The following is a 15164-nucleotide window of genomic DNA, read 5'->3' as shown; positions in this document are numbered from 1 at the left end:
GATGAGCAGCGCCGACCACGAACGCCGTCGGATCGCCGTGGTGGGCAGCGGGGTGGCCGGCCTGACCGCCGCCTACGTCGCCTCCGGCGACAGCGCGGTGACGCTCTTCGAGGCCGATGACCGGCTGGGCGGCCATGCCGACACCCACCGCGTCACCGCGCCGGACGGGAGCGAGCTGGCGATCGACACCGGGTTCATCGTGCACAACAGGCGTACGTATCCGACCCTGCTCCGGCTCTTCGCCGAGCTCGACGTGCCGACGCAGGTCTCCGAGATGTCGATGTCGGTGCGTTCGGAGAGCGCCGAGGTGGAGTACGCAGGCGCGCGCGGGCTGCGCGGGGTGCTGCCCGACCGCCGTGCGTGGCGCCCGGCGCACCTGCGGATGCTCACCGAGATCCCACGGTTCCACCGGGCGGCGCGGGCGCTGCTCGCCGGCGGTGAGCCGGACGATCGCACCCTCGAGGCGTTCCTGGACGAGCACGGGTTCACGCCGCACTTCCGCCGCCACTTCATGGCACCGCTGGTCGCCGCGGTGTGGTCCTGCGACCCGGCCACGGCGCTGAGCTACCCGGCTCGCTACCTCTTCGAGTTTCTCAGCCACCACGGGATGCTGCAGATCTTCGGGTCGCCGCGCTGGCGCACGGTCACCGGCGGGTCGGCGATGTACGTGGAGAGGGTCGCCGCCGCGATCCGCGACCGCGGCGGCCGGGTGCTGACCTCGACGAAGGTGGTGAACGTGGTCGAGACCGGCGGGGGTGTCGAGATCACCGACGGCAACGGGCGCACCGAGCTCTTCGACGGGGCCGTGCTCGCGACCCATCCGGGACAGTCGCTGGCGATGCTCGGCGAGCCGACGGCGGCCCAGCGGGAGATCCTGGGTGGGTTCCCGTACTCCGCCAACCAGGCTCAGCTGCACACCGACACCAGCCTGCTGCCGGACAGCGAGCACGTCCGCTCCTCGTGGAACTACCTGGAGCGCCCGGGCCGCGGCCAGGTCACGGTCACCTACGACCTGACCAGGTTGATGCGGCTGCCGGCTCCCGGAGGCGTACGTCATCTGGTCACGCTCGGTGGGGCCGACCTGATCGACCCGGAGAAGGTCATCGCCACCATGGAGTACGAGCATCCGCTCTACACCCCGGAATCGGTCGCCGCCCAACAGCGGGCCGACGAGCTGGACTCCCACGCGCTGGTCTTCGCCGGCGCCTGGCGAGGCTGGGGGTTCCATGAGGACGGCGCCCGCTCCGGTGCCCGTGCGGCCGAGCGGCTGGGACTGTCCTGGACGACCCCGACGGAGCGGCCCGACGACGCGACCGGGGTCTATCGAACCACGATCAGCCACACCCGGCGGGGGCCGCTGCGGAACCGGTTCGTGCACCGCTCCCACTGGCAGGTGGTCGACCTGGACCGGCTCCCCGATCACGGGCCTCTCGGCCGTTTCGAGGCCCGCGACCATCTGGGCGACCCCGAGCTCTCGATCCGGGAGAACCTCGCCGCGTTCCTGAAGCGCCACGACATCGATCTGGCCGACGCGCGGGTGCTGATGGCGGCTCAGCCGAGAGCCCTCGGGTTCAGCTTCAACCCGATCAGCGTCTACTGGTGCACGGCCGCCTCCGGGGAGCCGCTGGCCACCGTCGTCGAGGTGCACAACACCTACGGCGACCGGCACGCGTACCTCGTCCACCCCGACGACCAGCATCGGGCACAGGTCGCGAAGGCGATGTACGTCTCGCCGTTCCACGGCGTGGACGGCCACTACGAGCTGACCGTGCCGCCACCCGACGGGCGCCTCCGGGTCGCCGTCCGGCTGACCACCGAGGACGGGACCGTCTTCGACGCCTCCGTCCGCGGCTCCCGGGTCGAAGGGCGGTTCGGGGACACGCTCCGATCCGCTCCCGCCGCGATCCTCGGCGCGGCCTGGATCCGCATCCACGGCGTAGCGCTGTGGCTACGACGCCTGCCGGTCCACAGACGGCCGTTGCACCACCAAGAAGGAGTCCGATGAAGACCATCGAAGCCCCCACCGCCCAGCCCCTGGTGGGTGAGCGTTGGCCGATGCTGCAGGAAGCACCCAGCGGCCTGGTCGCCCGGGGCACCGCGGCTGCCGCGGCGGCCGTGTTCCGGGCCGCCACGAAGCGGCTCGGCATCAGCGTGAGCGAGGACGGCAGCCCTGCCGACATCGTGCTGCACAGGCCCGAGGAGTTCTACGCCAGGCTCAGCCGGCACGGGCTGATCGGCTTCGGCGAGGCGTACCTGACCGGTGCCTGGGACGCGCCGGAGCTCGGGGAGACGCTGACCGTGCTGTGCCGGGACCTCGACGATTTGCTGCCCGGGTGGGCGCAGCGGCTGCGCGGCGTCTACGAGCGGCGCCGCGGTGCGAAGGACCTGAACACCCCCGAGAACGCGCGCGAGCACATCGGCCACCACTACGACCTGTCCAACGACTTCTTCGCCCTCTTCCTGGACCCGACGATGAGCTACTCGGCGGGCCTCTTCTCCTCGCTGCCCTCGACCGAGGACCTGGCGCTCGCCCAGCACCGCAAGATCGACCGGATCCTCGACGAGGCGGGAGTCGGGGCGGGCACCCGTCTGCTCGAGATCGGGACCGGCTGGGGAGAGCTGGCCCTGCGGGCCGCCGCCCGGGGCGCCCAGGTCACCTCGGTGACCCTCTCCGTCGAGCAGGCCGAGCTGGCCCGGCGCCGGATCGGCGCGGCCGGTCTCGACCATCGGGTGGACATCGAGCTGTGCGACTACCGGGCCGTGGAGGGGACGTACGACGCGGTGGTCTCGGTCGAGATGATCGAGGCGGTCGGGGAGCGGTTCTGGCCGGTCTACTTCGCGAAGATCGACGAGGTCCTGGCCCCGGGCGGCACCGCAGTGATCCAGGCGATCACCATGCCGCACGACCGGATGCTCGCGACCCGCAACACCGAGACCTGGATCACCAAGTACATCTTCCCCGGCGGCCTGCTCCCTTCGACCGAGGCGATCACCGGTGTCACCGAGGAGCACACCCGGCTCCGGCTGCGGAGCCGGCTCTCGTTCGGGGCCCATTACGCGGAGACCCTGCGGCGGTGGGACCACGCGCTGTGGGAGCACGCCCCCGAGGTCCGGGCGCTCGGGTTCGACGAGACGTTCCTGCGGATGTGGCACTTCTACCTGGAGTACACCCGCGCCGGATTCGCCGCCGACTACATCGATGTCCAGCAGCTCACGTTCACCCGGGACGAGGCCCCGACCGGCGGCTGATCAGTGGGGTGTTCGCGAGTGCTCAGACGGTCGGGACGGTGCCGCCGTCGATCACGTACTCGGCGCCGACGATCGCCGAGGCGCGGTCCGAGACGAGGAATCCGACCAGGTCCGCGATCTCCTCGGTGCTCGCGAACCGTCCCAGGGGTACTCCGCCGAGGGAGTCGTAGATCGTCTGCTTGGCGGCTTCACGGGTGAGTCCGTTGCCCTCGGCGATCCGGTCCACGAACCGTTCGTAGGCTTCGGTCTCGATTCCGCCGGGGCTGATCGCGTTGACCCGTACGCCGCGTGGCGCGAGCTCGTTGGCGAGTCCCTTGCTGTACGTGCGCAGCGCGGCCTTCGCTGCCGCATAGGCCAAGGACGCGTCGTACAGGGGCAGCTCACGCTGGATCGAGGTGACGTGCAGGACCACGCCCGACCCGGACTCGATCATCGCCGGTAGAAGGGCTCGATCCAGCCGTACTGCTCCCAGGAAGTTGAGGTTCAGCTCGGTGAGCCACTGGTCGTCGGTGATGACCGCGAATCCACCGGACGGCGTCGACCCCCCTCCGGCGACGTGCACCAGGATGTCGAGTGCGCCGGCCTCTGCGATGCGAGCGGCCACGGCGTCGGTTCCTGCTGCCGTCAGGATGTCTGCTTCGATGAACCGGTCAGGGTGCTCGTACCCGTCGGGCATGGTGCGCGCCGTCACGTACACGTCGGCACCCATCTCTCGCAGTCTCTCCACGACGGCCTTGCCCGAGCCCTTCGAGCCGCCCGTGACCAGGGCCCGGCGACCATCGAGACGGTCGCGATCTGAGATGGACATTTCTCTCCTTGTCGAAGATCGAGGTGGTGTGGGTTCGGTCAGGCTGGGTGGTTGGCGATGACGAGTTCGGCGACGAGGCCATCCCGCAGCGCGAACCGGTAGTCGAGCTCGGCGACGCCTCCCGGGAAGGTGCCCTCGAGCCGCACGGTGACCACCCAGTGGGTGTCATCGACGCGGCGAGCGCCGATCTGGTCGGTCGTGTACTCGAACTCGGACCCGGCGTCCCGCAGGAACGCGTGGGCGCCCTCCCGGCCGCGGAAGGTCTCGTCCTGGTCGACGACCACCGCATCCTCGACGAAGTAGGACGAGGCGGTGTCTGCGTCGCGGGCGATGTGGGCGGCGAGGAACTCGCGCACGATGGTCGGGAGCAGGTCGGACGGTAGATCGGTGTGCTGTGTCATGAGCCCACCATCTGGCCTCTCGGCGTGGGAGGGTCAAGCGGTGGACTCTCCCCCAGGGGGAGCGTTCACAATGAGGGGGTGCTGACCATCGGGGAGTTCTCGCGGTTGACCCACTTGAGTGTGCGGACCCTACGTCGGTATCACGAGGCCGCCTTACTGGATCCGGCTGTGGTGGACGAGACCACCGGTTACCGCTACTACAGCGTCGACCAGATCCCGACCGCGCAGGTCATCCACCGGCTTCGCGAGCTCGACGTCCCCTTGGGCGATGTGCAGCGGATCCTGCGGACCCCCGATCCGGGTGTCCGGGCGGCCCTGATCGCGGACCACCTGCAACGCCTCGAGGACGAGCTCGACCGCACGCGGGCCGCGGTCGTGTCGCTGCGCCGCCTGCTCCGGCCCGATCCCGCGCCGATCGACGTCGAGCTGCGCGCGGAACCCGCCCGGACCGTCGCGGCGGTGGAGGCCGTCGTCGAGCATCGCGACGTCGAGGCCTGGTACGCAGGCGCGATGGCCGAACTGGAGGCGGCCGTCGGCGCCGACGTGACCGGTCCGCCGGGCGGTGCCTACGACAACGCACTGTTCGAGCAGGAGCGCGGGCACGTGCTCGTCTACCTGCCTACCGCCGCGCCCCCTCGCACCGGACGCGTGCACCCCGCGACGCTTCCGGCCGCGGAGCTGGCCGTCACCACCCACGTCGGCGAGCACGACGGCATCGAGGTCGCGTACGGCGAGCTCGGGACCTGGGTGGTGGAGAACGCGATGTCGGTGGCTGGGCCGGTGCGGGAGGTCTACGTCGTCGGCCCTCGTGACACGAGCGATCCCGCTGCGTGGCGCACCGAGATCGGCTGGCCGGTCTTTCGTGTCACCTGAGACGAACGGGACGAACGAGGCCCCGACCGGCGGGGGAACCGGTCAGGGCCTCGGGCTCTGAGGCGGCGGCCGATCAGCCGCGGTGCTGCTCGTTGCTGTGCTGCTCGATGATCCGAGCGATCTCGGTGAAGCCGCGGTTGCGGGCGTGCTCGAGCGGGGTCACGCCGTCACGGTCGGCGATGCTCGGGTCGGCGCCGTTCTCGAGCAGGCTGCGGACGACCCGCTGCCAGCGGTCGGACCCCTCGCCGAGGATCACGGCCTCGAGGAGGGCGGTCCAGCCGAGGTCGTTGACGTGGTCGAGGTCGATCGCGGTCTTCGCGACGCGTTCGACGTAGTCCGCGTGGCCGCGCTCGCTGGCCGGGATGATCGAGACGCCTCCGTAGCGGTTGCGTACGGTCAGGTCCGGATCGACGCTGAGCAGCAGCTCGGCCATCGGGACGCTCCCGGTGACGCCGGTGACCAGCCAGGGCGTGTCGTGCTGGCCGTCGAGGGCGTCCGGGTCGGCACCCAGGTGCACGAGCAGACGGGCCGTCTCGAGGTGGTCGTCGGTGACCGCGAGCAGGAGAGGCGTACGCCTGTTGCCGTCCCTGGTCTCCAGATCGGCGCCGCCCCGGAGGGCCGCCGCGGCCGAGTCGGTGTCGCCCGACGCCGCCGCCCGCAGGAGCTGCTGGTCGCCGTCGGCGACCTCGGCAGATGCCGTACGCAGCGTCGACGCGATCGCGTCGAATCCACGCTCCTCGGCGTGCTCCAGGGCGGTCTTCCCGTCCCGGCCCGCCTCGATCGAGATGTCCACGCCGGCCGCGACGAGCACCCGTACGGTGTCGGCCGCGTCCGGGCCGTCGTCACCCAGGACGACCGCCTCGTGCAGCGCGGTCCAGCCCAGGTTGTTGACGTGGTCGAGGTCGATCCCGGCCTGCACCAGACGCCCCACGATGTCGGCGTGGCCGCGCTCGGCGGCCCGGATGAGCGCGGTCCCGTTGTAGGAGTCCTTGGCGTTGATCTCGGCGCCGTTGCGGAGAGTCAGGTCGAGCAGGTCCACGTAGCCCTCGCTCGCGGCGATGAGGTAGGCGCTCTGCTGGGTCTCGTCCTGGTAGTTGACGTCGGCCCCGGCCTGGATCAGCTGACGGGCACGGGCCACGTCGTTGTCCCAGGCGGCCTTGATCAGCTCCTCGTTCATGCGCTGTCGCTCCTCGGGCTCCAGGGTCTTACGCGCCGGCGCGGAGGTCGCGGCGGACGCGGCGGACGCGGACGGGGTGGGGGAGGCCGGCTCGGCGGCCTCCTCCGGCGCCGAGGCGCAGCCTGCCAGAAGCAGGGCCAGCACCGCGGACGCCGTGACGGAGGCTGCCGCCGACCGCCGCAGGCGCGGACCGGTCATCGGGGCATCCTGGCGGTGACGATCTCGTACGGTCCCTGCGCGGTCTGCTCGTCGAAGTGGCTGTCGACCAGCAGCAGCCTGCCGTCGAGCAGCTTGCCGGTCGTGAAGACGCGGTCCGGGTCGGTGGCGCGCGACGAGACGAGCTCGGCGGAGGTCGCCGACGGGTTCAGCTCGAGGTGCACGAGCTGCTTGTCGAAGTTGCGGACCACGGCGAGGTCGCGGCCCTGCGCGATCAGGCCGTCGGCGTTGCGCAGGTTCGCGCCGTCGGTGTCGATCTCGCTGACCTCGCCGGTCGCGACGGAGAAGCGCCACAGCTGCCCGGTGGTGCCCTGCGCGACCACGAAGGCGGAGCGGTCCTGGCTGAGCACGATGCCGCCGAGGTTGAAGCCCTCCTGGCGGGTGATCAGCGAGCCGCCGTCGGCCCACTCGTTCGCCTCCCAGCCGGAGGCACCCTCGGCGACCCGGATGATCGTCGGGTCGTTGGAGTTGGTGAAGTACGCAGCGCCATCCGGTCCGATCGCGACATCGTTGAGGAACGCGTTGTTGTCGGGGACGCGGAGGGCGGCGAGCAGCTCGCCCTCGGGGCTGTAGACCCACAGGTCGGGGCGGTCGTTGCCGGTGCCGTTCGGGCCACCGGCGATGTAGATGCGGCCCTCGTCGTCGACGGTGATGCCGCGAGCGGTGTAGCGGCCGTCGGTGCCGTCACCGGCCAGCCACTCCTCGGCCTGGGCACGGTCGGCGGAGCCGCGCTGGATCTCGCCGCCGGTGACCTCGCTGACGTAGAACCTCCCGGACTCCGGGTCGACGCCGATGCCCTCGAACTTCGAGCCGCCCTGGGCGGACGGGTCGCCCTCGAGCAGGTAGCTCGCCGGGCGGCCGTCGCCCTCGGCGGCGCTGGCCGCGGTGCCCATGCCGAGGGCGGTGAAGGACAGGGTGGCCGAGGCGGCGATGCCGGCCAGGCCGGCGAGGGCGGCGATTCGGGACGTACGCATGGTGGTGCTCCTCCGGTGTTCGGTGCTGTTGGTCGAGCTGATGCATCAACCATCGCCGTCGGGGAGGGGTCGAGACATCGGGTGACCGGCGACGTCTGGATAGCCGTTCGGCGACACCCCGGATAGCCGATCGGATGATGCCGGAGCCGCGCGACCGGCCTAGCCTGGAACGACCATGTCGACCGAAACCGTGCCAACCTCGGGGCTCAGCCCGCGCACCGGTGGGATCCTGGCCGGCCAGACGCTGCTCGACCGCTGGCTCCACATCTCGCTGGTGGTGCTCGTCATCGCCTCGGTCGCCCGCTATCTGCAGGGACACGGCCTCGGCGACCAGGCCGAGGTGGTCCTGCCCGGCGCCGCCGTCCTCCTGATCGCGTACGCCGCGGGCCGCCGCCTCGCCGGCACCGCCGCGGTCGTCTGGCTGGCCGCGGTGGTCGCCTGCTGGACGGTGCTGGCGCTGATCGCGCCGTCGTTCTCGTGGGCGGCGGTGCCGCTGGTCTTCCTGGCCCTGCGGGTGCTGCCGTTCCGCTGGGCCGTGGCCGTCACGGTGTTCCTCGTCGCGGTCGTCGCGGTCGCCTGGAGCCGGATGACCGGCCTGGCCGACCCGACCGTCCTTCTCGGACCGGTCTGTGTCGCCGTGCTCGCCGTGACCGCCTACCGCGCCCTCGAGCGCGACGCGGCGACCCGTCGCCAACTCCTCAACGAGCTCGAGGCGGCCCAGGACGAGGTCGCCGACGCCGAGCGCCGCGCTGGTGTCGTGGCCGAGCGGGCGCGGCTGAGCCGGGAGATCCACGACAGCGTCGCCCAGGGCCTGACCAGCATCAACCTGCTGCTCCAGGCCGCCGACCAGGAGTGGGAGTCGCGCCCGGCCGACGCCCGGGGCCACGTCGACCAGGCGGCCACGATGGCCCGTTCCTCGCTCGACGAGGCGCGACGGGTCGTCCGCGATCTCGCCCCCACCGAGCTGACCGGCGGATCGGCGCTGGCCACCGCCGTACGCCAGGTCGCCGACGACGTCGCCGCCACCACCGGGCTCAGCGTTCCGGTCCACGTCCACGGCGACCCGCACGAGGTCGGTGGCCGGGTGGCGACGGCCGTCGTACGCACCCTGCGGGGTGCGCTCGCCAACGTCGCCGAGCACGCCGGCGCGACCACGGCGGTCGTCTCCCTCACCTTCCACGAGGGCGGGGTCGCCCTGGACGTACGTGACGACGGCTGCGGCTTCGACCCGGCCGCGCTCCGGGAGACGGACGGGCTGCGCGGACACGGCCTGGCCGGAATGCGGGCTCGCGCCCGCCTGCTGGGTGGAGACTTGGTCATCGAGAGCGCCCCGGGCGAGGGCACGGTGGTCGCGGCCTCGTTCGCGGCCGGACAGGCAGCATCTCAGGGGGAGGAACGTCGTGGCTGAGCAACGCATCCGGGTGGTGCTGGTGGACGACCATCCGGTCGTCCGGGCAGGCGTACGCGCCCTGGTGGACGCCCAGGACGACCTGGACGTCGTCGGCGAGGCCGCCGACTCGGCCCAGGCCGTCGCGGTCGTCGGCGAGACCAGGCCGGACGTGGTGCTGATGGACCTCAGCCTCGGCGACGGGCCGGGCGGCGCGGAGACCACCCGGCTGGTCCGCGACCTGCCGGAGCCGCCGCACGTGCTGGTGCTGACCACCTACGACACCGAGGCCGACGTCCTCGAGGCAGTCGACGCCGGTGCGGCGGGCTACCTGTTGAAGGACGCGCCGCCCGACGAGCTGTTCCGCGCCATCCGCGGCACCGCACGAGGAGAGACCGTGCTGGCGCCCTCGGTCGCGACCCGGCTGCTGCAGCGGGCCGCCTCGCCGGCGCCGAAGGTGAGCCCGCGCGAGGTCGAGATCCTGCGGCTGCTCGCCCGAGGGCTGGGCAACAAGGAGATGGCTCGCGAGCTCCTGGTCAGCGAGGCGACGGTCAAGTCGCACCTCTCCCACATCTACACCAAGCTCGGCGTCGACACCCGAGCCGGTGCCGTCGCCACGGCGATCGAGCGTCGCATCCTGCGACCCTGACCTGGCCGGCGCGACACCCTGGGAGCGCCAGGCGCACCACGTACGCCTGGCGCTCCCAGGGTTCGAAGGACTCAGCAGGTCGCGAGCAGCATCGGCTCCAGCAGGAGGCCGAGGTCGTAGGGCGGCTCGGTGGCACCGGTGTAGTCGCGGCCGGTCCAGGCGAGAGTGACCTGACGCTCGCCGTCGCGCGAGCTCCAGTTGATCGACTGGGTGCCGAAGTGGGCGCCGTCGTGGCCGTAGAGGTATTCACCCTCCGTGCACGGGTCGGCGACGCGATAGATGCCCAGCCCGTATTCGGGGTCGGCGCTGCCCGCGCGCGGCGGGAGCATGGCGTCGACCGAGGCCGGTGAGACCAGCTCACCGGTCAGCAGCGCCTCGTTGAGCGAGGCCAGGTCGCGGGTGGTGCTGGTCGCGGCGCCGGAGGCGTGGAAGACGCTCGGGTCCAGGTCGGTCAGGGACCGCCATCCGGTCTGGTCGATCTTGGCCGCACCCTCGAGGAACGGTCCGCGGTTGTGCGAGGTCTTCGGGTAGTCGGTGCGGAGCATGCCGGCCGACCGGAAGATGCGCCGGTGGAGCAGGTCGTCGAGATCTTGGCCGGTCTCCTTCTCGAGCATGACGCCGAGGGCGACGTAGCCGTAGTTGGAGTAGGAGAAGTCGGTGCCGGGCTCGAAGAGCCAGGGGACCGAGCGCATCGCGGCCAGGTGCTCGGCCTCGGAGTAGTGCTGACCGACGGCGTCGATGAGCTGCTCCAACGAGTCGGGGTCCTCGACGCGAGTCTGCAGCAACTCCTCGGGGCCGCGCGGGGCCCCGGAGCGGTGGCTGAGCAGGTGCTCGATCGTGACGCCGGCAGGAAAGATCCCGGGCAGTACGTCCTCCGCCGGGGTGTCCAGACTCCACGTGCCGCGCTCGACCTCCTGCATGACCAGGGTCGCGATCATCGTCTTGGTGTTGCTGGCGACGTGGAACCTGTCGAAGGCCCGGACGTTGCGCTCGGTGCCCGCCTCGCGTACGCCGCCTGCCCCCGTCCACGTCAGACCCGGAGCCTCGACCCGGGCGGTGACGCCGAGGGCGCCGTCGGCTATGAGCGCGTCGACGGCTCGGTCGAGGCCGGCGGCGGTGGGAGTCGCCGACCGGGCCTTGAACCCCCGATGCTTGGCCGCCGCCCGTTCGGCGATCGCAGTCGCCTCCCGGGTCAGTGTCGTCGGGTCCGGCGCGAAGGCCGCAGGCCCGCGATCAGGATCGGGATCAGGCTGGGCGTACGCGGCCGGTACGGCCGTCAGGGGAAGGAGCACCGCGGCGATCGCTGCGGTGCCCGTGCGGACGAGGGTCCGAGACATGGCTGCTCCTGTCGTCGTCGACGTGTCACAGCCATCGTTCCGGGCCCGGACGTACGCCCACATCAGCCTCGAGTCGGAGATCGAGGCCGTCCTTGGTCAGTCTCGAAGCTGACGCCGCAGGGCGCGAGCGGCCTTGCCCTTGCGGGAGAAGAGGTCGCGGCGCTCGGCGACGGTCATCGCGGCCAGCTTCTCGACGACCGAGAAGGGGAAGCCGGCGACCTCGGGGGACTCGCTGGTGGGCACGGTGGTGTGCACGACCGGGGCGCCGGGCACGCCACCGACGCCTTCGTCGTAGAGGTGGACCAGTGAGATCGCCTGGTGGCCGGCGACGGCTGAGGAGAACCGGTCGGCGGTCGCGGGGGCGGCGGCGAAGCAGCTCGCGGAGGCGACCGAGACCGGGATACCGGCGAAGGTGGTGTTGGTCGAGTAGTGCAGGTGACCGGCCAAGATGGAGCGTACGTCGCTGCCCGCCAACACCGGAGCGAGCCGGTCGTGGCCGTCGAGCTCGATGATCACGCTGGCGTCGTTGAGGGGGAGCGGCACCGGTGGATGGTGCATCGTCAGCAGCGTGCCGTGAGGCGCCGGCTCCTTCAGCACCTCGGCCAGCCACTCGAGCTGCGAGTCATCGATGTCGCCGTGGTGCCAGCCGGGCACGGTGGTGTCCAGGGCGATGATCCGCAGGCCCGCGACCTCGTGGACGCGGTCCTGCGGGGCGTCGGAGGCCTCGCCGAAGAGCACCTCGGAGTAGACCTCGCGTTCGTCGTGGTTGCCCATCACCCAGACGATCTCCGCGCCGAACTCGGCCGCGACCGGCTCCACCTGCTCGCGAAGACGCACGTAGGCGCCACGCTCGCCCAGGTCGGCGAGGTCGCCGGTGAAGACGATCGCCTGCGGCGGGGTGGGCATCCCGCGCAGCCGCGCCAAAGCCCGCTCGAACCCGGGCGCGGGGTCCACCTTGCCGTAGATGCGCCGCTCGTCACCGGCGTAGAGATGGGTGTCGGAGAGGTGAGCGATCGTGTGGCGTGGAGCGGGATACTGGCCGAACTGCACGGAGCCAGACTAGCGGCGAAGCCGCACGCTCAAGGTGACCCCGACCAGCGCGGCGGCGGCTCCGCAAGCGACCGCGAACCACGGCAGGCTCGTCGGGATACCGAGGTGCACGGTGATGCCCAGGATGCGCGAGAGTCCCCAGGGGATGAGCGCCATCTGGTCGTTCCAGACCGTCAGGGCGCGTTCGGTGCCCAACATCGCGACACCCGCGCCGCCGAGGACGACCGGGACCCCGGCTGCGATCAGGACCCGTCCCACGGCTCCGCGACGGGTGAACCCGTAGGCGCTTCGCAGGGCCAGGGCCGTGGCGACGAACAACAGCCCGAAACCGGCGAACGCGACGGTGATGTAGAACGTCCGAGGGCCCGGATCGGTCCAGAAGAGGAACCAGTAGCGCCCCGGTCCGCGGTTGGCGAGTGCCGCCATCAGGATCACCGACCGGACCAGCACGACCGCGCCGAGAACCGTCCAGAGCGCGAAGGGGTCGCGTCGGCCGATCAGGAGTCGTAGCGCCAGCGCGAACAACACCCAGGCGCCCACGGTCAGAGCCACATGCGAGGGCGCCGCGAACCACGTCAGGGTCAACCGGCCGAGCACCAGCACCAGCAGCGGCAGGACCAGCACAACCACCCGCTCCCACCGACGTACCGGTCTCTCCCGCAGGAGACGGCCCAGCCGCCACGGTCGCGTCAGCGCGGTCCGCAACGGCCTGACCAGGATCAGCCCGGCCATGGAGAGCACGAGCAGCCCACGAGCGATCCAGGCCATCGCCGGATCCCGGTCGGCCCGCCTCGCACCGATGTCGGCGGCGGTGAACTGGAAGGCGGGGTGGGCCTGGTCGTCGCCGTAGGTCGACACGTGCGAGGCACGCGACCTCTCGAACGCCGCCCGCGCCGACTGCCATCGATCGCGTGCCCCGGATGATCCCGTGTCGAGCCATTCGGCGTGATACATCGTCATCGCGCGGTAGTCGCTGAGGACCCGGAACAGGTTGATCTCGTAGTCGATCGACGCCAGGAGGTCCGTACGCAGCGCCGGATCGCGCCAGGTCGAGGGATCGGTCGCGGCGATGATCCGCCGCATCGACTCGGCCGTCTCGATCGCGTCCCGGCCGCCCTCGGCCGCCTCGTCCAGGCGGTCCTCGCTGATCGCGTAGATGCTGCTGAGGACGGCCGTGTCTCCGGTGACGATGTCCCACTCGAACAGCCAGGTCTGGGGCGGGATCTCGAGCCCGAGCGCGCGCACCTGGTTCTCGGCGAACGGCGCGATGTAGAGCCCGTCGAGCACCGCTTCGCGCGAGAGCGCCATCGCCTCCCCGACCGCCCGCACCGTGGCCGGGTCCGAGCTGAACGCCTCGCGCGCCCAGTCCGCGGTGAGCTCGCCCGGCTCGGCCGAGGTGTCCCAGGCGAGCCGCGAGGCCGCGTACGAGTTCAGGTCCCACAGCTGCCAGAAGCCCTCGCGGAGGTAGAGCGTCCGCGGGCCGGCGTGGATCGGGCCGCCGTCCTGGCTCCAGGACCACACTCCCTCGATGTTCGGGTTGGCGTCGACCAGGTGGGTCAGGGCCGCCGAGTAGGCAGCGGTGAGGTCGTTCGGGAGCGCCCCGAACCCCTCGAACTCGCGCCGGCTCTGCATCTCGACGAGGCGCCGATGGCCGCCTACCTCCAGGGTCGGGTTGAGCGGGAGGAAGGAGTAGAAGTCGCCGGCGACGTGCTTCGTCGAGACGATCAGCGCATCGCTGTGCACGTCACCGAGCACCTTCTCGTACGAGACGGGGTTGGTGTGCAGGTCGCCGACCGCACCGACGCCGACGCTCCAGGTTCGGAAGATGATCTCTCGATCCTGGTGCTCGGCGACGGTCGTGAACGCGTCGAGCATCGCCTTGACCGCCGTCGGCGTCGTGACCGCGATCTCCGACCAGTAGTCCCAGCCGGGCAGCTGGTAGATCCGGCCGCCCTCGCCGATGCGGATCATCAACCCGTCGACGTACGGCATCTCGGCGAGAAGCTCCTCGAGCCCCGCGGCGTAGATGCTCCAGGTCTCCGGGTCCTCGGCGTCGAGACCGTGCTCGTCGAGGTAGCGCTGGAGCGGCGTGGACAGGGCGAGCATGTCGGTGCCGAGGTAGACCCTCATCCCGGCATCGTGGGCGTACCGCCACATCGAGCCGAAGTGCTCGCGCATCGCGAGCGCTCGGGCGATGTGCGGGTCCTCGGCGGTCGGATAGATCTCGTCGCCGTCGCCGAAGCGGTCGAAGGTGACGTACTCGAGGAATCCGGGCATGACGATGCCGTTGTAGCCCCGGCCGAGCTGATGATCGACGTACGTCCGGAACTCCTCGGCGTCCTCGGCGAGCGCCTCGGTGTCGACGAACGGCGCGTCCGAGAGGATCGCGTCGGCGAACTGGCCGCTGTTGTGCGAGTACTCCTCGCCCGTACGCCAGTCGGCGGCCGTCCCGGGAACGCCGGCCGCGCCCTTGTCGACGAGACGCAGCGGGAGGTCCGGCTGCTGCACCTCGCCGTCCTCGCCGGGGGTGAGGAGCGGACGGGCCGTGCGCACGCGGTCGGCCAGCTGGTAGAGCCCGGCCGCGGCCCCCGCCGCGTCGGCGGCCTCCAGGTGGATGTCGGTGCCGTCGCTCGTCGCCCGGTACGCCTCGGCCCCGGCGCCTTCGCCGAGGCCGGTCCCGGTCGTCACGGTCAGCGTGCCGCCGGCTCGGGCTCCGGAGTCGTCGACCGCCTTCTGGAATGCCGCGGCCGCGAGTCGGACCCGGGGGCCCGCCTCGTCCTCGGCCAGCCGCACACGGCCGACGGTGGGTGCGGTCGCCGTCCGTGCCGCCGCGACGCTCGCCGTCTCGGGTGCTGCCGCGACCGGCTCGGCGCTGATCCCGAGGAAGCCGGAGACCTGCGTGGCGAGCACGAACCCGACCGCCAGCAGGAGGACGAGCGAGGCGATCAGGATCGCCGGTGCCCGCCGAGCACGCGTTGTCACGCGTGGATCGTAGGGGACGGTTGGATGTTGGCGGGCAGCTTCCAAGAGCCGCTTGGAAGTT

12 protein-coding genes are annotated in these 15164 nt (G+C 71.4%); 5 read left to right on the top strand and 7 right to left on the bottom strand.

From position 1 onward, the window contains the following. The first annotated feature begins 1 nt into the window (after window position 1). Window positions 2-2005 (top strand): FAD-dependent oxidoreductase, encoded by a 2004-nt coding sequence (locus tag ABT304_RS03805; RefSeq protein ID WP_350713403.1) that lies wholly within the window; start codon window positions 2-4, stop codon window positions 2003-2005. Next, window positions 2002-3249 (top strand): class I SAM-dependent methyltransferase, encoded by a 1248-nt coding sequence (locus ABT304_RS03800; RefSeq protein ID WP_350713402.1) that lies wholly within the window; start codon window positions 2002-2004, stop codon window positions 3247-3249. The genes ABT304_RS03805 and ABT304_RS03800 overlap by 4 nt, the downstream gene beginning before the upstream one ends. Window positions 3250-3271: 22 nt before the next feature. Here the strand turns inward: ABT304_RS03800 and ABT304_RS03795 are convergent, their stop codons facing one another. Beyond that, window positions 3272-4057, bottom strand: a complete 786-nt coding sequence (locus ABT304_RS03795) for an SDR family oxidoreductase (RefSeq protein WP_350713401.1) — start codon at window positions 4055-4057, stop codon at window positions 3272-3274. Between the two features lie 38 nt (window positions 4058-4095). Continuing rightward, entirely contained in the window at window positions 4096-4458 is a 363-nt protein-coding gene (locus tag ABT304_RS03790) for a nuclear transport factor 2 family protein (protein ID WP_350713400.1), read from the bottom strand. Window positions 4459-4482: 24 nt separating this feature from the next. On the opposite strand from ABT304_RS03790, the gene ABT304_RS03785 reads away from it, so the two are divergent. Further along, window positions 4483-5331, top strand: a complete 849-nt coding sequence (locus ABT304_RS03785) for a MerR family transcriptional regulator (RefSeq protein WP_350713399.1) — start codon at window positions 4483-4485, stop codon at window positions 5329-5331. Window positions 5332-5404: 73 nt separating this feature from the next. Here ABT304_RS03785 and ABT304_RS03780 read toward each other — a convergent pair whose 3' ends face one another. Both ABT304_RS03780 and ABT304_RS03775 read right to left on the bottom strand, forming a co-directional pair. Then, entirely contained in the window at window positions 5405-6706 is a 1302-nt protein-coding gene (locus ABT304_RS03780; RefSeq protein WP_350713398.1) for an ankyrin repeat domain-containing protein, read from the bottom strand. Continuing rightward, entirely contained in the window at window positions 6703-7698 is a 996-nt protein-coding gene (locus tag ABT304_RS03775; RefSeq protein WP_350713397.1) for an SMP-30/gluconolactonase/LRE family protein, read from the bottom strand. Before ABT304_RS03775 ends, ABT304_RS03780 begins: the two co-directional genes overlap by 4 nt. A gap of 175 nt (window positions 7699-7873) precedes the next feature. On the opposite strand from ABT304_RS03775, the gene ABT304_RS03770 reads away from it, so the two are divergent. Together ABT304_RS03770 and ABT304_RS03765 are read left to right on the top strand one after the other, a co-directional pair. Continuing rightward, on the top strand, window positions 7874-9106 hold the full coding sequence (locus ABT304_RS03770) for a sensor histidine kinase (protein ID WP_350713396.1): 1233 nt from the start codon (window positions 7874-7876) through the stop codon (window positions 9104-9106). After that, window positions 9099-9734: a response regulator gene (locus ABT304_RS03765; protein ID WP_160025622.1), complete on the top strand. Its 636-nt coding sequence runs from the start codon at window positions 9099-9101 to the stop codon at window positions 9732-9734. Before ABT304_RS03770 ends, ABT304_RS03765 begins: the two co-directional genes overlap by 8 nt. Before the next feature lie 71 nt (window positions 9735-9805). Here ABT304_RS03765 and ABT304_RS03760 read toward each other — a convergent pair whose 3' ends face one another. The 3 genes from ABT304_RS03760 to ABT304_RS03750 all read right to left on the bottom strand — a co-directional run bounded on the left by ABT304_RS03760 (window position 9806) and on the right by ABT304_RS03750 (window position 15103). Further along, a complete protein-coding gene (locus ABT304_RS03760; protein ID WP_350713395.1) occupies window positions 9806-11071 on the bottom strand; it encodes a serine hydrolase domain-containing protein in 1266 nt (421 codons plus the stop codon). Between the two features lie 96 nt (window positions 11072-11167). Beyond that, window positions 11168-12121 carry a metallophosphoesterase gene (locus ABT304_RS03755; protein WP_160025620.1) on the bottom strand — a complete coding sequence of 318 codons (954 nt, stop codon included), beginning with the start codon at window positions 12119-12121 and terminating at the stop codon, window positions 11168-11170. A 9-nt stretch (window positions 12122-12130) separates the two neighbouring features. After that, window positions 12131-15103, bottom strand: coding sequence for a hypothetical protein (locus tag ABT304_RS03750; protein WP_350713394.1), 2973 nt, complete (start codon window positions 15101-15103; stop codon window positions 12131-12133). Window positions 15104-15164 lie beyond the last annotated feature (61 nt).

The organism is Nocardioides sp. NPDC000445 (assembly GCF_040300245.1).
In the GTDB taxonomy this organism is placed as follows: domain Bacteria; phylum Actinomycetota; class Actinomycetes; order Propionibacteriales; family Nocardioidaceae; genus Nocardioides.
This window is presented reverse-complemented; position numbering and strand designations above follow the sequence as displayed.